The organism is Pseudoalteromonas sp. JSTW, from assembly GCF_013423925.1.
GTDB classification, from domain to species: Bacteria; Pseudomonadota; Gammaproteobacteria; order Enterobacterales; family Alteromonadaceae; genus Pseudoalteromonas; species Pseudoalteromonas lipolytica.
Genome location: NZ_CP058972.1, coordinates 1,017,235 through 1,034,643 on the forward strand (window position 1 = coordinate 1,017,235; position 17,409 = coordinate 1,034,643).

The following is a 17,409-nucleotide window of genomic DNA, read 5'->3' on the forward strand; positions in this document are numbered from 1 at the left end:
AGACTAACGCCTAATTTTGGGTATAGAGAATCATCATCTTGTTACACATTAAGGCCGTCACCTGCATCAAGCAAGATCGTTGTTTGTTTGCGGATCTTAATTTCAGCTTGAAATCGGGGCAAATTATGCAGTTAGCTGGTCCGAATGGGGCTGGTAAAACATCATTATTGCGTATTATTGCTGGTTTCGCTATGCCAGATGAGGGCGATGTTTTATGGCAAGACCGTTCGATTGCAAAATACTACGATGAGTATGCGCAATCGCTTTTATTTATCGGTCATAAAACAGGTGTGAATAGCCAACTGACGGCGCTTGAGAATGTGGCATTTTGGCTAAAGATTAATGGTTACGATACACAGCAAGATCTCTATCCTATCTTAGCCAAAATTGGTTTAGTAGGACTTGAAGATGTGCCAGTACGCATGCTCTCCGCAGGACAGCAACGTCGTGTGGCTTTAGTGCGACTATGGCTAAACAGTGCAAAGTTATGGATTTTAGATGAGCCATTTACAGCACTTGATAAAAGCGGTGTGGCATTTTTACAAGCACGATTCGTTGAACACTTAAATGCTGGTGGGGCTATTCTTCTCACTACGCACCAAGATTTAACGACACAGTTTAGTGACCTTAAAACGGTGACTTTGGAGTATCGCCACTGATGGTAAAGCAGCACTCTTATTGGCAACTGTTCTCTGCGGTTTTTTCAAAAGATCTTAAATTAGCGTTTCGTCAGCGTGCTGAAATCGTTAATCCTATTCTATTTTTTCTGATTGTTATCACTCTTTTCCCTCTGGCGATTGGACCTGAACCGGGTTTATTAGCACGAATGGCACCGGGTATTATTTGGGTCGCCGCATTACTTTCAACCATGCTTGGTTTAGACAAACTTTTTCGTGATGATTACCACGATGGCACATTAGAGCAGCTTATAGCTTCGTCATACCCGTTACCTTTGACAGTATTGGCTAAAGTGGCTGCTCATTGGGTGATTACGGGGCTGCCTTTGGTATTAATGACGCCAGTTTTCGCTTTGTTATTAAATTTAGAAAGTTCAGCACTTCTTGCTACAGTGCTAACCCTGTTATTGGGCACACCTTTGCTAAGCTTTATAGGCGCAATCGGTGCTGGACTCACGGTGGGTTTACAAAAAGGCGGCATTTTAATGAGTTTACTTGTGTTGCCTTTGTATATCCCAGTATTAATTTTTGCAACATCTGCTATCGACACCAGTTCAATGGAGCTTGCGTATAGTGGACAGCTTGCAATCCTTGGCGCCATGCTAATCGTTGCGATTTTAGCTGCGCCAATTGCCATATCGTCAGCATTGAAAGTGAGTGTAAGTTAATATGTGGAAGTGGTTACATCCCTACGCAAAAGCAGATCGTGCTTACCAATTGTGTAACACCTTACTGCCTTATTTCGCCGTCGTGACGGTGGTGTGTATGATTGTTGGATGGGTCTGGGGGCTGGCTTATGCACCTGCAGATTACCAACAAAAAGACAGCTACCGAATTATTTTTATCCATGTCCCATCTGCAATCTTATCGATGGGTGCTTATTCTTCTATGGCGATTGCCGCAGTGATCGCATTAGTATGGCAACTACGTAATGCTGAACTTGCAGTGATTGCAATTGCGCCTGTTGGAGCGTGTGTAACAGCAATCGCATTAATCACTGGAGCAGCTTGGGGTAAACCTATGTGGGGCGCTTGGTGGGTGTGGGATGCACGCTTAACGTCAGAGCTTATTCTGTTATTTTTATACTTAGGTGTGTTGTCGCTATACCATGCTTTTGAAGATAAGAAAGCCGCAGGGCGAGCCGCGTGTATTTTGGCCATTGTTGGGGTAATAAACCTCCCTATCATTCACTTTTCAGTTGAGTGGTGGAACACCCTTCACCAAGGTGCCACAATCACAAAGTTTGATACAAAAGCGATTGACCCAAGCATGTTTTGGCCATTAATGGTGAATATTGTTGCGTTTGCTGCCTTTGTCGGGACTGTGACGTTGATCCGTCTTAAAAATGAAATATTACAGCGTGAAAAGCACCGTCCGTGGGTGCGTCAAATGCTTGAGCGAGGTTAATCATGCAGTTTGATTCTTTTGCAGATTTTATTGCCATGGGAGGCTATGGCTTTTATGTGTGGTTGTCATTTGGCAGTTGTGCATTAATTTTACTTGGTATTTTAGTGAGTTCGTTAAACGATACGAAACGTATTTTCTCTTCAGTTAAGCAACAAGCACAACGAGAAGAGCGCATTAAAAAAGCGAAGCAAGAGGCAGGGCAATGAATCCAAGACGTAAAAAACGCTTATTAGCTGTTGTCGCCATCATTTTCGGTGTGGGCGCAACGATTGGTTTGGTGCTATATGCACTACAAGAAAACATTAATTTATTTTATACGCCGAGTGAGCTTGTTGATGGTAAAGGCCCTAACAAAGAAAAGCCGCACATAGGTCAAAAATTGCGTATTGGCGGTATGGTTGTGCCAGGCTCTGTTGTGCGTGATGAATCAAGCCTTAAAGTCAGTTTTAAACTGATTGATACAGGCCCAATGGTGACAATTAATTACCAAGGCATCTTGCCAGACTTATTTCGTGAAGGCCAAGGGATTGTAGCCCAAGGGGTGCTTGTGAATGCCAACGAAATTGATGCGTTTGAAGTACTCGCTAAGCATGATGAAGAATACATGCCTGCGGAAGTTGCTGAAGCAGTGAAAGGTATCAAGCACGAAAAACCGACCTATAACTTAGAAAGCGGTAATTAATATGATCCCAGAACTCGGTTATTTTTCACTCACACTGGCCATGGTGCTCAGTGTCTTATTGTGTATTTTTCCATTGTGGGGGGCTCATACTGGTAATTTACGCCTGATGCGTGCGGCGCCCTCACTGGCAGTGGGCCAGTTTGTGTTTGTACTGCTCTCTTTTGCTGCGCTTATTTATGCCAGTTTAACTGATGATTTTACCGTTTCTTACGTAGCCTACCACTCAAGTAGCACCTTACCTTGGTATTACAAAATTACCTCGACGTGGGGGGGCCATGAAGGCGCTATTTTGTTGTGGTTAGTGATGCAAGCAGGGTGGACTGCGGTTGTTGCAATGCGTTCTAAATCATTGCCTTGGGTATTACGTGCGCGTGTACTGGGTGTTTTAGGCTTTTTAGGCGTGGGCTTTATGCTTTACACCTTGTTAATGTCGAGTCCATTTGAACGATTACTGCCTTATTTCCCTGTTGAAGGGCGAGATTTGAATCCACTTCTTCAAGACCCTGGCATGATTATCCACCCGCCATTACTTTACATGGGCTATGTGGGTTTATCAGTGTCATTCGCGTTTGCGATTGCTGCACTCCTTACCGGCAAGCTTGATAATACGTGGGCAAAATGGTCTCGACCTTGGACTATGACAGCGTGGGGCTTTTTAACGTTTGGTATTACTATCGGCAGTTGGTGGGCATACTCAGAACTAGGCTGGGGTGGCTGGTGGTTCTGGGATCCAGTGGAAAATGCCTCGTTAATGCCGTGGCTTGTTGCCACCGCGTTATTGCATTCATTATCGACCACAGAAAAGCGTGGTGTATTTAAGTCGTGGACAGTACTACTGGCAATAGCTGCGTTTTCATTGAGCCTATTAGGCACCTTTATTGTGCGTTCAGGCATTATTGTTTCGGTGCATGCGTTTGCCTCAGACCCTAATCGCGGTATGTTCATATTGGCCTTTTTAGCGATTGTTGTTGGTGGCGGGTTGAGCCTGTATGCACTGCGCGTTTCTCAAGTGAAAAGTGAAGGGCGATATAAGTTTGCATCACGCGAAGTGGCACTGTGGCTTAATAATATCTTTCTCGTTGTAGCGACTTTAATCGTTCTGTTAGGTACGTTGTTACCTATGATCCATAAAGAGCTTGGTTTAGGCAGTATCTCTATTGGTGAACCATTCTTTAACAAGATGTTTGCTATTTTACTTGTTCCATTCGCTATTTTAATGGGAATTGGGCCGCTACTACGATGGAAACAAAATAAGTGGTCAATGCTACAAAATAAGCTTGCGTTATCAGCAGTAGTCAGTGTTGTTGCAACTGCTGCATGGCTGTACTCAAGCTATGATGTAGTGGCGCCAATCACGTTTATAGCCACAACGCTGGCGATATGGATTTTTGTCACAACGTTTGTCGATTTAGTGTCAAAAGTGACTATTCACATGACATTGTCTGAGGGCTTTAAACGTCTAGGTTTGAGTTATTGGGCGATGGTATTGGGTCATGTTGGTTTAGCATTTGTAATTGCAGGCGTTACCTTAACCTCTGCGTACTCAGTTGAGCGCGATGTATCGATGAAGCCGGGTGATAAAGTCGCGCTTAATGAATACCAGTATCGTTTTGACGGTGTTAAAGCAATCCGTGGTGCGAATTACAGTGGTCATGCAGGTGTGGTGACCGTGTTTAAAAACGACAAGCAAGTAACCGTCTTACATGCAGAAAAGCGTCGTTACGACATTGGCATGCAATTTATGACAGAAGCTGCGGTTGATGCAGGGTTTACTCGTGACTTGTATTTAGCGCTTGGTGAGCAACTTAGCCAAGGCGCGTGGTCGTTGCGTATTTACCACAAACCGTTTGTTCGTTGGATGTGGCTTGGTGGTATTTTAATTTCACTCGCGGGTTTCTTAGTCTTAGGCGATAAGCGTTACCGTCAAAAATCATTGAATGGGGAGGCCGCAGCATGAACCGAAAGTTGTTAGCATTAGCGCCTTTGCTGGTTTTTGTTTTACTGTGCGTATTTTTGTACCAAGGCTTATTTGCTAATCCACGTGAATTGCAAACAGGGCGTATTGGTCAAGCGATGCCTACTTTTAATTTGCCTGATTTAATGGATGAGTCTAAACGTTGGACAGACACTGATTTAAAAGGTGAAGTGTATCTTCTTAACGTATGGGGCACATGGTGCCCAACCTGTTTGGCTGAATTAGGCTACTTAACTGAGCTCAGAGAACAAGGCGTTAAAATTATCGGCTTGTACTATGAGCAAGGTTATGACCCTGACTTTGACGGTCAATTTGATATTAATGCGTTACGTGACGATGTCACGAGTATGCTCAATCGTGCTGGCGACCCATACCAGTTTAATATTTTAGACTTAAAACGCACCTTGGCTCTCGACTTAGGTGTATCGGGTGCCCCCGAAACCTTTTTAGTTGATAAACAAGGTACTATTTTACTTCACCATACTGGCGATATTAACCCGCGTGTATGGCGAGCTAAGTTTGCACCGTTAATGCAGGAGCTACAGCAATGAGGTGGGTGATTTTTTTAGTAAGCTTGCTGATCACGGTGAGTGCTTTTGCAGAGCAAGATAAATATCAATTTGATAATAACGAACAAGCAGCGCGTTTTAGTGAGTTAACGAAAGAGCTGCGTTGTCCTAAGTGCCAAAATCAAAATATTGCCGATTCAGATGCCGTTGTCGCAAAGGATCTCCGTGATAAAGTGTTGGCGCTCGTTAAAGATGGCAAAACCAAAGAGGAAGTGATTGATTACATGATTGATCGCTATGGCTATTTTGTTCACTACGATCCACCTGTTACACCAGCAACTTTAGTGTTGTGGGTGTTACCTGTATTGATTGTGGTGCTGGGTTTTGGCTTTATTGTTTTGCGTCAACGTAAAGCGTCGGTTAAACAAACTTGGACAACAGAAGACGAAGCGTTACTCGCTAAGTTAATTGAACAAAATCAACGTCAGGAGCAAAACTAAATGGCATTAATGTGGGCTTCTTTTGTTTTACTCACACTGATTGCATTGCTGTTTGTTGTGGTGCCGTTTTTTAAACGCGAACGTATTCAACGCCTTGATCACAATGCAAACTCGGAATTGATCCGAATTTATTACCAACGTTTAGAAGAATTGAAAGCTGATTTAGACAACCAGCGTATTGATAAAAATATGCACAGTGAATCGGTTATTGAGTTAAAGCGTCGTTTATTAAACGAGCTTTCGCCAGAAAAAGCACTGAATAGTAAAGGTAATAATCGTATTTTTGCACTAACCGGAACCGTGTTTTTAATTACATTAACGGTTATTTTCTACAGCTACACCGGCAGTCAGCAACAGATTAAAGGCTGGCACGATGCCATGGCAAACTTAAAGTCATATGGTGAGCGTGCAGTAATGCAAAGTGGTGAGCCTTTGACAGCAAATGAGCTACAAGCGTTTGCGTTAGCACTGCGTACTAAGCTTGATCAAAGCGGTGACGATGAAGTGGCTTGGATGCTGCTTGGACGTGTTGCTATGTCGTTGAATGAGTTCGACATGGCGATGCAGTCATTTGATAAAGTGTTGAAAATGAATCCTGATAACAAACAAGTGCTGATCAGTTACTCTCAGGTACTTTTAATGGAAGGCAGTGACGCAAACATGTCACGTGCTGCAACAATGTTATCTCGCGTGCTCAAGGCTGAGCCCACCAATATCGATGCTATTTCATTGTTAGCACTTATTGCTTATGAGCGTAAGGATTGGTTGCAAGCTAAAACTGCATTCGAAGTGTTACTTGCTAGTATGGAGCAAAATGATCCCCGTTATCCAATGATTGCACAGCGTATTGCTGAAATTGATGCACATTTAAATAATGAGCAACAAGTCGCAAGCGCTGGTGCAGTCAATGATAGCAACAGTGAGATTAAAATCACGGTCAATTTAGATGAATCACTTAGCAATAAACAACCTGAAAATGGCACTTTGTTTATTTTCGCAAAAGCAGCCAGTGGTCCACAAATGCCATTAGCCGTTGTGAAAATGACCGAGTATAGCTTTCCACTTGAGGTGACCCTCAGTGATAGTAATGCCATGGTTGATGGTTTAAATTTATCGAGTGTCGATAAAATTATTTTAACCGCGCGTTTATCAAAAGATGAGACTGTGGTAACTTCTAGCGGCGAGTTGGAAGGTAATTCGGATGTCTTAGAGCGTAAAAACGTTAAAGAATACGCGTTGCTAATTAATGAGTTAATACCGTAAGGATAGCCGATGTTTAGGCACAGTATATTTTTTATCTTTTTTGTAGTGCTAGCAGGATGCGCACAAATTCCTGAAGAAAAAGTTGATGAGCGTGACCCGTTACAGTCATTTAACCGTCCAATGTACGATTTTAATATGGACGTACTCGACGCGTACATTCTTCGCCCTGCAGCGGTTGGTTATGTGGCCGTTACGCCTATGCCTGTTAGACGCAGTATTGTGAATTTTACCGATAATATCACTGCACCAACAGACATGGTAAATGCGGGTCTTCAAGGTAAGCCTGGTAATATGGGAATTAGTCTGGCACGCTTTTTAGTCAATTCAACGGTCGGTTTGTTGGGTCTCTTCGATGTTGCTTCATCACTGGGGTTAGAGATAGTGGATGAAGATTTTGGCCAAACACTGGGTGTTTGGGGAGTTGGTGATGGTGCCTACTTAATGATCCCAGGCATGGGACCAAGTACAGCCCGTAATTTAACTGGTGATGTTGTCGATAACGTCGTATTACCAGAAATAGCCCTGACTACACCGCAAACCGTCTTGGTTTTTGTTTTAAAAGCAGTGGAGGCCCGTGCCTCATTGATAAACCAAGAAAGTTTATTAAATGAGTCGCTCGATCCGTATATCTTCGTAAAAGATGTCTATTTTCAGCGCCAGCTCTATGAGCTTCACGATGGCAATCCCCCCATCGAAAAAGAGCCTGATGACTTTGATGAAGACTTCTTAGAAAATCTTTAAAAAGTATCCTATAAAAAATGCCAGCATGAATGCTGGCATTTTTTATGGAGATGAAGCGGGGTGGTATTAGTCGCCAAACACAGCCATTTGTTCATTCGCCCAGTTAACAGCGTCATGGTATGCATCGGGAACTTCTTCAGGCTTCAGACCAAGTGCTTGCTGTATTTCATTGGCATTTTGCCAATTAGCTTGCTCATATTGTTTTACCAAGCGTAAATAACTGGCTAAAAGGCCTTCGTCTTTAAGAAGCGCAACTTTAATGTCGTTTGCCAACGGCAACTTATTCATTACGCTAGACATCTCTTCATCTAAAATAGCGTCCATTAAGGACATCATACCGGTTAAAAATGCCATTCCTGTATCACGGAATTTTCCGTGACTGATTGCCAATAACTCTGCAAATCGAGCACGAGTGAGTGATAATCGAATAAGCTCTGCAGGCTTATCAGCAGCCACTTGTGCAGCAAAAAGTAGCGATAAGAAGCGTTTAATTTCTTCACTTCCCAATACAATAAGTGCTTGTTTAATAGTGCTTATTTCTGCACGGCGTTTAAACGCGGCTGAATTTGAGTAACGTAATAATTTATAAGATAAATTAACATCACGCTCAAAGACTTCAGTGATTTTCTTAAGGTTTAGATCAACACTCGATGTTTCGTATAAAAGCTCAGCAAGTGCCATCTCTGACGGAGGCAGCGTTTTACTTTGTACCATTTCAGGTTTTGAAAAAAAGAAACCTTGGAAATAACTAAACCCTAGGTCGAGAGCAAGTTGATACTTTTCGTGGGTTTCTACTTTCTCAGCAAGTAATTTTATATGAGGGAAAGGCTTTATTGCCTCAATTACCTCTTTAATTGACTCGGCCTCGGAGCTTAAAAAGTCGATTTTAATAATATCGATAAACGGATAAAAATGACGCCAAACAGGTTGATGAATATAGTCATCAAGGGCAAGTGTATAGCCTTTTTCTTTTAAATCTTTGACTAAAGCAAGCAGGCGTTTTCCCGGTTGAATTGTTTCAAGGATTTCGACAACAACGTGGTCTTTACCTAATAACAGCGGATAGCCTTTTTGTAAGGTGTCTAAAGTAAAGTTAATAAAAGCGGGTTTATTGTCGGTTAAATCTTCTAAGCCGAAATTAAACTGGCTCCCTTCAATAAGCCGTGAAGTTGCTTCATCGCCATCGATGTCTGGAAACACATTATCTACACCATCCCGAAAGAGGAGCTCGTAGCCTATGAGTTTCTTTTCCTTATCTAAAATCGGTTGGCGCGCAGCGTAAAAATACATAATTGAAGCAAGTCCACATCTGTTAATTCATTTCCTTCCCGCAATATATTGCATTGAGCTTAAAATAGCATTAGTTAAATAAATTTTATGCGGGAAACGTAATTTTATTCTCTTGTTCAAGACCTTAAGACTAAGATAAATTGTGCTTAAATTCTATAACTTGAATTAAATATCAGAAAAATTGTTAGCAAACCGTTGTTATTGTAAATTATACAGCTCATCGGCTTAATTGGAGTTGTGGGGCACAAGCATGATATAGTCGTGTGTGATACCGGCTTTTATCCCAATAATGTCTTAAAACTAAGTAACTTGCGAGTCATTATTTGGATTAGAAGCCTACATTGATTAATTTTTGGAGGCTGATTTGGAAACAGGAATGATAATTTCGTTAGCATTGTACTTCATTGTTATGTTGGGAATAGGGCTTTATGCCTATAAGCAATCAACTGACGATGTATCGGGTTATATGCTAGGTGGGCGTAATTTATCACCCAGTGTAGCTGCGTTATCGGCAGGTGCGTCTGACATGAGTGGTTGGCTGTTAATGGGCCTGCCAGGTGCAATGTATTTATTTGGTTTAAGTAAAGTTTGGATTGCAATAGGACTCGTATTAGGTGCTTGGGCAAACTATTTCCTCGTAGCGCCGCGATTACGTGTGTATACCGAAAAGGCGAATGACTCGATTACTATCCCAGACTACTTCGCTAATCGATTCGATGATAATAAGAATATTCTTCGCGTTATTTCTGCCATTGTGATCATTGTCTTCTTTACTCTTTATACCTCATCAGGTGTTGTTGCCGGTGGTAAATTATTCGAAAACTCATTTAATATGAGCTACGAAATGGGGCTCTATATCACCACGGGTGTTGTGGTTGTGTATACCTTGTTTGGTGGATTTCTTGCAGTAAGTTTAACAGACTTTGTGCAAGGCTGTATTATGTTTATCTCGTTATTAGCTGTGCCAATTGCGACTTTTACAATGCTTGATCAGCCTTTCATGGACACCTTGGCTAATGCTCGCTATGACCTATTATTAAGCTCACCCAAAGAAACAGAAATTCATGCACTTAACATGATGGATTGGTTTGCAGGTGGCTCGACAATTGCGATTATTTCGGCAATGGCTTGGGGCTTAGGTTATTTTGGTCAGCCACATATTATTGTCCGCTTTATGTCAGTGCGCTCTGTCAAAGATATGCCTACCATGCGTCGTATTGGTATGTCTTGGATGACATTGTCTGCAATTGGTGCTGTATTTACTGGTTTATTCGGTGCGGCTTATATGCTTGAAAACCAAATGCCAATCGACGATAAAGAAACAATTTTCTTAGTTTTATCTGAACTCATTTTCCACCCACTGATCGCAGGTTTTCTCCTAGCCGCAATTTTAGCAGCGATCATGAGTACTATTTCTTCGCAGTTATTAGTGTGTTCGAGCTCTTTGACTGAGGATTTTTATAAAATTTACCTGAATCGCGACGCGTCTCAAAAAGAGTTGGTATTAATTGGTCGTGTTAGTGTGATGTTGGTTGCCGTTTTTGCTATCTACTTAGCTTATGACCGTGATAACTCTATATTAGATTTAGTGAGCAATGCATGGGCAGGGTTTGGTGCTGCATTTGGACCGTTAGTGTTGCTTAGCCTTTATTGGAGACGAATGAACCTACAAGGGGCAATAGCGGGAATGGTTGTGGGCGCTGCGACAGTGCTGTTTTGGATTTATGCACCGATTACGATTGATGGTGAAAAGTTAAGTGCCATTATTTATGAAATTGTACCGGGCTTTATCTTATCAAGTATTGCCATTGTGGTCGTTAGCTTGAACACATCAGAGCCAAAACAAGAAATTACACAATTATTTGATGAAGTTGAATCGTCACTTTAGGACGCTAAGTGTCATTCTTTAGAATGTAATTAAAAAGGGCAACATAAGTTGCCCTTTTTTGTGTTAATTTTTTAACTCTACTTTAAGAGTGACCGGTTACTTTGATGAATAATATCCGCTGCTAAAGTAAGGGATATTAACTGGCTGCTTTTTCTTTTATATCAGCGACTTTATCTGTGTCTGCTGATTTGGCTTTTTTCGGTTTGCTAGGCAGTTCTTTAGCGCCTTTTAGGACAGCCATAAATTGGTCTTTTTCTTTTGCTATTTCAAGGGCTAGAGATTCAATTTGTTGCTCACTTAATGGTACATCTACCTTCTCAAGCATGAGCTCTAACGACTCAGCGATGTCGAGCATTTTATCGTACGCATCAGCTTCTTTTTTGGTAGTAAACGTCATGCGCTCGACTCCGTTTCTTTCTACAACATATTTAACAACAACAGCCATGATTTCTCCTGCATTCAAGCGTGGCATTTGCAGCGTGTAATCGCTACTTTGATTACTGTTTTTATATACAGTAATCGTTTGGGGCCGAATTTGCAAGCTGCGTGTGTGTATTTTTTATGACATTAATTTGACAAAAAGGCATAAATTGACTTTATTTAGTTTGTCACCAAATTAGTGACGAATGTAATGGAATTAGTGTTCGGTGACGAGACTATTTAACAGTCCACGTAAGGACATCATGGAGGAAACAATGAAGTTATTATCAAGTTTACTATTTGCAGCAAGTCTTGCATTACTGCCGGCGACTCAGGCACTCGCTGAAAAACCAGCTGAGTCAGTGCAAACAAAAATTCAAAAAGTGAGTATCAATAAAGCCACTGTAGAGCAACTTTCTCAGTTACCTGGCATTGGTAAATCGAAGGCTCAAGCCATTGTTGAGCATCGTAAGAATCAAGGCCCATTTAAATCAGTTAAGCAACTGAAAGAGGTTAAGGGGATTGGTGATAAATTATTCGCTAAAATAGAAGGAAAAATTTCGCTTTAACTAAATAGTAATTTAAACAGGGCGTCTATTCGCCCTGTTTAAACTCTTGTATCGCTTTTCGCAGGTGAGGTTGAGCGAACATATTTTCAACCGGCGTTGTGATTAATGGGTAGCTTAATCCCGCTAATAATAACCAAGGTAAAAGCATCCAACCTTCAAAGTAGGCAAGGCCTAGAAACAAGGGCGCTAAAAATGCCAGTTTGCACACAGATAAAACGATTTTATGCATTGGGCTTAAGTGGCTCAGTGCAATTGCTATTATCTGCTGACGCTGCCTTACTTTAAAGGTCTTTAATTCAGGAATTTGACTGCTAAAAAAGTAAATCATTACAGTGACTTTTTGACTAGTAAGCGGCTTGCTAAAACCCCGACAAAAACAATTGAATATGCGGCAAAGATGACTTCCATCCATGCGGGCATACTCATTGACGCAAATTGCCAATCAATGTTGCCACAGTCTCCTGTTGCTGCGAAAAAGTGCGGGATCCATTCATGTAGGGGCATGAAACTAGGAAAATTTGGCTCAAACGCACAGCTAAATGCAAATGGATCTGTGTTGTTTTGCATAGCAATGTGCTCTTTTGCGATAAAGTAGCCCCAAATGGCAGAGACTCCCCACGTTGCAAAGGCGATTAATCGGTAGGTTACAGCGTGTGGGTTTATTGCTCCAATGATACCCGCGGCTAAGAGACCAAGCATCGCTGTGCGTTGGTATATGCACATAATACAGGGTTCTAGACCCATATTATATTGAAAAAACAGGGCTGTTATTTCAAATGCGAGTGCCGTTAAGGCTAATAATACCCAAGGGGTTCTTTTGTTTGCTAACTCAGCTAACCAACTCATGAAAAATCTCATTTCTAATTGTTTTCAAGATTATGCTTAGGGACTGCGCAGGGTGCAAGTGCCTGCGATGAATATTCGTAAAAACAACGCAGATAAATAGTAAAGGAGCCAACGGCTCCTTTACTTAATGTGTATGAATGAAGGTTAAACACTCACAGCTTGTAGAGATTCACTTTGATAACAACCCAGTACGCGTGTGTATTGGGTATGCTCTTTTAGCTCTTCTAGCGCTTGTTTTACATGTGCATCATCTAGGTTTGCTTCTAAATCAACGTAAAACACTTCTTCCCATGGATTTCCTGGCACTGGTCGAGACTCTAGTTTTACAAGGTTAATTTGATGGTGTTTAAATATCATTAAGGCATCTGCAAGCGAACCTGCTTGCTGTTTAGTTGCCATAATCAAACTTGTTTTAGTGGGGATTTGTTTAGAGACTTGCAATGGTTTACGTGCAACAACAATAAAGCGGCTGTGGTTTTCACTTTGGTTTGCAAGTCCAGACTTAACAACCTCGAGGCCAACATTTTTACCCGCTTGAGCAGAGCCAATGGCCGCACTATTCGGGTTCTCAACTGCGGATTGTAGCGCGTGAAATGTCGAATCACAGGTTTCATGTTGGATATCACCGAGCCCTTGCACAAAACGACTGCACTGTGCGAAAGGTTGTGGATGCGCATATATTTTATTGATGTGTGAAAGCTCAGTGCCCGGTATTGCAAGTAAACAATGCTCAACACTGTGAGTGACTTCACCTACAATAGAAACTTGGGCGTGTTGTAATAAATCAAAGACTTCATTGATACTGCCCGAACTTGTGTTTTCAATTGGTAACAAGCCAAAGTCGGCTTGGCCATTTTCAACTTTCCCCGTGATTTGCTCAAAGCTCGAGCAGCCTATTTCTATGACCTTACCCGGGCGGCGGCTAAAGTATTTATGACACGCTAATTGGCTGTATGAGCCCTGACCACCTAAATATGCCACACGATGCGTTTCGCTCATTGCATCTGGGTTCAGGCTTTTTTGTAACATGGCCTGTTGATTTAATACGGAGTCTTCCAAAATAGTCTGGAACACATTATTAATGTAGTAGGCGTCTAACCCCAGCGACTTTCCATAGCTTATTAGCTTTTCAAGCAATGCTTGTTCGCGGGCTTCATCGCGAATCGGTTTATTGTTGGCAATTTTATATTCAACAACACTGTGACTAATACGTCGTCGTTTTGCGAGTAATACTAATAAATCGGAATCTATTTCATTGATATCGTGTCGTAACGCATTTAATGCATCGTTGCTCATGTTGGTTTCCTCATTCCAAAACAGTGCACAAACAAAAAAGCCTCCCAAGAGGGAGGCTTTAGCTATTCGGTGAATTTATCTCGCAAACAGTTAAGCCTCCTCTATCTAAAGAAGCTAAAAAACGAAAAATAAGTGCGAGAAATAATGTGTTTCATCCAGTTAATGTAAGAAGTGTCGTTTATAAAGTCAACAGCATATCGAAGGAATTTGCAAAACACATGGATTAGTTATGAAAATTCATCAATCTTCATAAAAAATTTATAAATCTAAAAATGAATCTGGTATATTTGTTTTTGGATAATAAATAATAACAATTATTAATAAGGTAGTCCTGTGGTGTATCGACGCCCGCCATCTCGTTTTGGTGTGAATTCGTTAAGTATGAAGCTATCGCTGCTGATTTCTGCAATTTGTTTAATTGCGGGTATTTGTGCAGCGGCATTAATGCTTAAATCAGAAGAAAAGCAGCTCGTTTTTGAAGAACACGAACTTTTAAAGCATTCGAGTGAACGCTTAAGTCGTCAATTTAACGGCTTGATAAAAACAAAAACAAATATTGCTGAACAAGCGAATAATGTCGTTACTAGCCAGTTATTACTTAACGAGTCTCACTTGCAAAGTAATCACAATGCCGATATTAAATTTGCTGTTGATGGCAGCATACGCAGTACGTCTGCAGATGGACTCTCCGCCGCTTTTATTCCTCAAGATAACTATTCCGCTTTTTATAAAAGGCTGATTAACGATTCCGAGTCATTATGGAAAATAGTGTCACCGACACTTATTCAAGATTTCTTTAATTTTTATTTAGTCAGTAAAGATAATTTTATACGTATCGCGCCACCAAACTGGGCACTCAATGTACCTGCTGAGTTTGATTTTACAAAAGGCGAAACATTTAACTACGCACAAGAAGCATTAAACCCAAGCCGAGAAGCAGTCTGGTCAAAAGTTTACTACGACACCATTTGGCATAAATGGGTGGTGAGTGTATTGGTTCCGGTTTACCACAATAATGAATTTTTTGGTGTCACAGGCAGTGATATTGCGCTAGAAACCTTACTTGCTCAATTACCAATTGGTGATCGCGAGCAACATTTATTTGTGTTTGATGCAAAAGGACAGTTACTTGCGCATCCCGACTTAGATAAATCGACATTAGAAGAATATGGTCGCGAAGGTAAAAAACTACTGACAAAAGACTTTGTTAATGCGGATTTACAAACGCTCGTCTCAGAGACTATTCGTTCTAAATTACCTGAATCTGCAAATTCATTTGTGCAAGGCGGCGAAACACACATTATCAATATTCGTAAAGTAGAAGGCCTTAACTGGTACATTGGTATTTATAAAAAGCGTTCTTCGGCGTTGTCTGCCTTAGAAGAGTTAAAAGTTAAGTTTTTTGGACTGTTTATTTTATATGCCATCTTAGTCGCACTGTTGTTACATCAAGCGCTTTACCAGCTTGTTCTGCGCCGTATCCACTCGTTAGTTAATGCCGTTGTCAGCTTTGGCAAAGGGCAATTGCAAACAGAGTTTCCGTACGCAAATAAAGATGAGATTGGCACCCTCAATGGCTCATTTAAAGATATGGCGATAGAAATCAGAAAGCTAATTGATGGTTTAAATCAGCGTATCAGTGAAAAAGAAATTGCCGAAAAAGCGGCTAACCGATTATCAAAAGCGGTGGCATTCTCTGGAACCGGTGTTGTCATCACCAACCAAGATTTTGAAATTGAGTACGTCAATCCGAAAATGGTTGAGATGACTGGGTTTGAAGAGCGCTACTTTATTGGCTCGCCTTTAATGAGCATCATATCGCAAGAAATGGCCATTTTGGTTGACGACATAGATGTTGATTTAAGAAGCCGAAATTATTGGCGTGGCGATACACTGTTACAAGCCAATGAGCGCCAATCTGTATGGGTGTCATTAAGTATTTCGCCGATTCGTGAAGATGGCGGAAAAATTACCAGTTATGTTGCATCAGCGCAGGATATTTCGTTTGTAAAAGAAAGCCAACGTAAGATGGAGCAGTTAGCTTATTTCGATACACTAACCGGACTTGCCAACCGAACGTTCTTTAGAATGCAACTACGTAAATCGATGGCGCTTGCAGAGCGTGGACATTATGCGTTTGCGTTATTTTATTTTGACCTAGATGAATTTAAGCGAATTAACGACACTTTAGGTCACGATGCTGGTGATCGGTTATTGGTCGAAGTGGCTAACCGTTTGAAAAAACGTTTACGCACAGAAGATACGATTGCCCGACTCGGAGGCGATGAATTTGCCGTACTGTTAAGTGGTATTGAGCATCAAACACATGCAATGGAAGTGGCAAATACGATTCAAAGAACGCTCAATGAGCCAATCAAACTTGGTAATAATGAAGTGATTATCAGTGCGAGTATAGGCATTACAATGGCACCATTTGATAGCCAAGAAGAAGATCAATTACTTAAACATGCCGATTTGGCTATGTATGAGGCGAAAGCAAAAGGACGAAATACTTTCCACTTCTACAGCCAAGAATTAAACGCCGCTGCGAATGAGCGGTTGTTCATTGAAAATGAGCTACGTAATGGCATTCGTGAGCGTCAGTTTGAGGTTTATTATCAACCTCAAGTTGATAGCCGAAATCAGCAAGTGGTTGGCTATGAAGCGCTTATTCGTTGGTTCCACCCTAAAGAAGGCATGATCCCACCGACTAAGTTTATTCCGATTGCAGAGGCAACCGGTTTAATTGTTGAATTAGGGGCGTGGGTTCTTCAAGAAGCGTGTGAGTTTGCTGCGCGTTTAGCGAGTAAAAACCTAAAAAATAATATTTCAATCAACTTATCGGCACGCCAGTTTAAAGACGCTAATTTGGTTTCGACACTCGATAAGATCATTAAACAAACAGGGGTTGAGCCTAAGCGACTTCATTTAGAATTAACTGAAAGTATGTTGATGGGGCATGTTGAAGCGGCAATTTTGCAGTTGCATCAGCTTAAAGCATTGGGCGTATCAATCTCTATTGACGATTTTGGCACAGGTTATTCATCGCTGAGTTACTTGAAACGTTTTCCTGTTGATATTCTCAAAGTCGACCGCTCATTTGTAAAAGATATCCCTGAGGATACCAATGACATGGAAATCACCGCGGCGATTATTGCTATGGCGCAAAAGTTAAAGCTTAATGTTGTTGCTGAAGGTGTCGAAACGATAGAGCAAGTTGAGTTTTTACAAAACAACAACTGCTATATTGTACAGGGTTACTATTACAGTAAGCCGGTGTCCGAAGCGCAGCTGCCAGCACTTTTTGAGCGCTTGAGCCATATAGAAGACGTTAATTAAAAGGGGG

The 17,409-nt window shown here is 41.4% G+C and carries 18 protein-coding genes; 13 read left to right on the plus strand and 5 right to left on the minus strand.

Features of this window, described 5'->3' with window-relative positions; genetic code table 11:
• The first annotated feature begins 38 nt into the window (after positions 1-38).
• The 10 genes from ccmA to GZH31_RS04740 are packed head-to-tail and all read left to right on the plus strand — an operon-like array spanning position 39 to position 7,754.
• The gene (gene ccmA, locus GZH31_RS04695; RefSeq protein WP_118844096.1) at positions 39-659 is read left to right on the plus strand and encodes a cytochrome c biogenesis heme-transporting ATPase CcmA; all 621 of its coding nucleotides are present in this window, start codon (positions 39-41) and stop codon (positions 657-659) included.
• Positions 659-1,345, plus strand: a complete 687-nt coding sequence (ccmB, locus tag GZH31_RS04700) for a heme exporter protein CcmB (protein ID WP_036970055.1) — start codon at positions 659-661, stop codon at positions 1,343-1,345. Before ccmA ends, ccmB begins: the two co-directional genes overlap by 1 nt.
• Position 1,346: 1 nt before the next feature.
• Entirely contained in the window at positions 1,347-2,084 is a 738-nt protein-coding gene (locus GZH31_RS04705; RefSeq protein WP_036970052.1) for a heme ABC transporter permease, read from the plus strand.
• A 2-nt stretch (positions 2,085-2,086) separates the two neighbouring features.
• Complete coding sequence (ccmD, locus tag GZH31_RS04710; RefSeq protein WP_036970047.1) at positions 2,087-2,290, plus strand: heme exporter protein CcmD; 204 nt, start codon at positions 2,087-2,089, stop codon at positions 2,288-2,290.
• On the plus strand, positions 2,287-2,766 hold the full coding sequence (gene ccmE, locus GZH31_RS04715) for a cytochrome c maturation protein CcmE (RefSeq protein WP_036970044.1): 480 nt from the start codon (positions 2,287-2,289) through the stop codon (positions 2,764-2,766). The genes ccmD and ccmE overlap by 4 nt, the downstream gene beginning before the upstream one ends.
• Position 2,767: 1 nt before the next feature.
• Complete coding sequence (locus GZH31_RS04720) at positions 2,768-4,723, plus strand: heme lyase CcmF/NrfE family subunit (RefSeq protein WP_180311430.1); 1,956 nt, start codon at positions 2,768-2,770, stop codon at positions 4,721-4,723.
• On the plus strand, positions 4,720-5,292 hold the full coding sequence (locus GZH31_RS04725) for a DsbE family thiol:disulfide interchange protein (RefSeq protein ID WP_065978760.1): 573 nt from the start codon (positions 4,720-4,722) through the stop codon (positions 5,290-5,292). The genes GZH31_RS04720 and GZH31_RS04725 overlap by 4 nt, the downstream gene beginning before the upstream one ends.
• Positions 5,289-5,750 carry a cytochrome c-type biogenesis protein gene (locus GZH31_RS04730; RefSeq protein WP_036970035.1) on the plus strand — a complete coding sequence of 154 codons (462 nt, stop codon included), beginning with the start codon at positions 5,289-5,291 and terminating at the stop codon, positions 5,748-5,750. The genes GZH31_RS04725 and GZH31_RS04730 overlap by 4 nt, the downstream gene beginning before the upstream one ends.
• The gene (gene ccmI / locus GZH31_RS04735) at positions 5,751-7,013 is read left to right on the plus strand and encodes a c-type cytochrome biogenesis protein CcmI (protein ID WP_074988670.1); all 1,263 of its coding nucleotides are present in this window, start codon (positions 5,751-5,753) and stop codon (positions 7,011-7,013) included.
• 9 nt (positions 7,014-7,022) lie between these two features.
• Entirely contained in the window at positions 7,023-7,754 is a 732-nt protein-coding gene (locus GZH31_RS04740) for a VacJ family lipoprotein (RefSeq protein ID WP_036970030.1), read from the plus strand.
• A 66-nt stretch (positions 7,755-7,820) separates the two neighbouring features.
• Here the strand turns inward: GZH31_RS04740 and GZH31_RS04745 are convergent, their stop codons facing one another.
• Positions 7,821-9,044: an EAL and HDOD domain-containing protein gene (locus GZH31_RS04745; RefSeq protein WP_036970026.1), complete on the minus strand. Its 1,224-nt coding sequence runs from the start codon at positions 9,042-9,044 to the stop codon at positions 7,821-7,823.
• A gap of 376 nt (positions 9,045-9,420) precedes the next feature.
• Between GZH31_RS04745 and putP the strand changes: the two genes are divergently transcribed.
• Positions 9,421-10,932, plus strand: coding sequence for a sodium/proline symporter PutP (gene putP / locus GZH31_RS04750; protein WP_065978762.1), 1,512 nt, complete (start codon positions 9,421-9,423; stop codon positions 10,930-10,932).
• Positions 10,933-11,068: 136 nt separating this feature from the next.
• On the opposite strand, the gene GZH31_RS04755 is transcribed toward putP, so the two are convergent.
• Positions 11,069-11,377, minus strand: a complete 309-nt coding sequence (locus GZH31_RS04755; RefSeq protein WP_074988669.1) for a YebG family protein — start codon at positions 11,375-11,377, stop codon at positions 11,069-11,071.
• Between the two features lie 250 nt (positions 11,378-11,627).
• Here GZH31_RS04755 and GZH31_RS04760 point away from each other — a divergent pair, with 250 nt between their 5' ends.
• Complete coding sequence (locus GZH31_RS04760; RefSeq protein WP_065978764.1) at positions 11,628-11,921, plus strand: helix-hairpin-helix domain-containing protein; 294 nt, start codon at positions 11,628-11,630, stop codon at positions 11,919-11,921.
• A gap of 25 nt (positions 11,922-11,946) precedes the next feature.
• Here GZH31_RS04760 and GZH31_RS04765 read toward each other — a convergent pair whose 3' ends face one another.
• From GZH31_RS04765 to GZH31_RS04775, 3 genes are all read right to left on the minus strand, one after another.
• The gene (locus GZH31_RS04765; RefSeq protein ID WP_036970014.1) at positions 11,947-12,249 is read right to left on the minus strand and encodes a DUF6170 family protein; all 303 of its coding nucleotides are present in this window, start codon (positions 12,247-12,249) and stop codon (positions 11,947-11,949) included.
• Complete coding sequence (gene dsbB, locus GZH31_RS04770) at positions 12,249-12,767, minus strand: disulfide bond formation protein DsbB (RefSeq protein WP_074988668.1); 519 nt, start codon at positions 12,765-12,767, stop codon at positions 12,249-12,251. The genes GZH31_RS04765 and dsbB overlap by 1 nt, the downstream gene beginning before the upstream one ends.
• Before the next feature lie 144 nt (positions 12,768-12,911).
• Positions 12,912-14,063: a chorismate mutase gene (locus tag GZH31_RS04775; RefSeq protein ID WP_036970008.1), complete on the minus strand. Its 1,152-nt coding sequence runs from the start codon at positions 14,061-14,063 to the stop codon at positions 12,912-12,914.
• Between the two features lie 333 nt (positions 14,064-14,396).
• Here GZH31_RS04775 and GZH31_RS04780 point away from each other — a divergent pair, with 333 nt between their 5' ends.
• Positions 14,397-17,402: an EAL domain-containing protein gene (locus tag GZH31_RS04780; protein WP_180311431.1), complete on the plus strand. Its 3,006-nt coding sequence runs from the start codon at positions 14,397-14,399 to the stop codon at positions 17,400-17,402.
• Positions 17,403-17,409: the final 7 nt, after the last annotated feature.

Coding starts and splice junctions, on each gene's coding strand:
- ccmB (WP_036970055.1), top strand. CDS start 659: ATGGTAAAGCAGCACTCTTATTGGCAACTGTTCTCTGCGGTTTTTTCA.
- GZH31_RS04755 (WP_074988669.1), bottom strand. CDS start 11,377: ATGGCTGTTGTTGTTAAATATGTTGTAGAAAGAAACGGAGTCGAGCGC.
- GZH31_RS04725 (WP_065978760.1), top strand. CDS start 4,720: ATGAACCGAAAGTTGTTAGCATTAGCGCCTTTGCTGGTTTTTGTTTTA.
- GZH31_RS04720 (WP_180311430.1), top strand. CDS start 2,768: ATGATCCCAGAACTCGGTTATTTTTCACTCACACTGGCCATGGTGCTC.
- ccmE (WP_036970044.1), top strand. CDS start 2,287: ATGAATCCAAGACGTAAAAAACGCTTATTAGCTGTTGTCGCCATCATT.
- GZH31_RS04765 (WP_036970014.1), bottom strand. CDS start 12,249: ATGATTTACTTTTTTAGCAGTCAAATTCCTGAATTAAAGACCTTTAAA.
- GZH31_RS04775 (WP_036970008.1), bottom strand. CDS start 14,063: ATGAGCAACGATGCATTAAATGCGTTACGACACGATATCAATGAAATA.
- putP (WP_065978762.1), top strand. CDS start 9,421: ATGATAATTTCGTTAGCATTGTACTTCATTGTTATGTTGGGAATAGGG.
- ccmI (WP_074988670.1), top strand. CDS start 5,751: ATGGCATTAATGTGGGCTTCTTTTGTTTTACTCACACTGATTGCATTG.
- GZH31_RS04730 (WP_036970035.1), top strand. CDS start 5,289: ATGAGGTGGGTGATTTTTTTAGTAAGCTTGCTGATCACGGTGAGTGCT.
- ccmD (WP_036970047.1), top strand. CDS start 2,087: ATGCAGTTTGATTCTTTTGCAGATTTTATTGCCATGGGAGGCTATGGC.
- GZH31_RS04760 (WP_065978764.1), top strand. CDS start 11,628: ATGAAGTTATTATCAAGTTTACTATTTGCAGCAAGTCTTGCATTACTG.
- dsbB (WP_074988668.1), bottom strand. CDS start 12,767: ATGAGTTGGTTAGCTGAGTTAGCAAACAAAAGAACCCCTTGGGTATTA.
- GZH31_RS04745 (WP_036970026.1), bottom strand. CDS start 9,044: ATGTATTTTTACGCTGCGCGCCAACCGATTTTAGATAAGGAAAAGAAA.
- GZH31_RS04740 (WP_036970030.1), top strand. CDS start 7,023: ATGTTTAGGCACAGTATATTTTTTATCTTTTTTGTAGTGCTAGCAGGA.
- GZH31_RS04705 (WP_036970052.1), top strand. CDS start 1,347: ATGTGGAAGTGGTTACATCCCTACGCAAAAGCAGATCGTGCTTACCAA.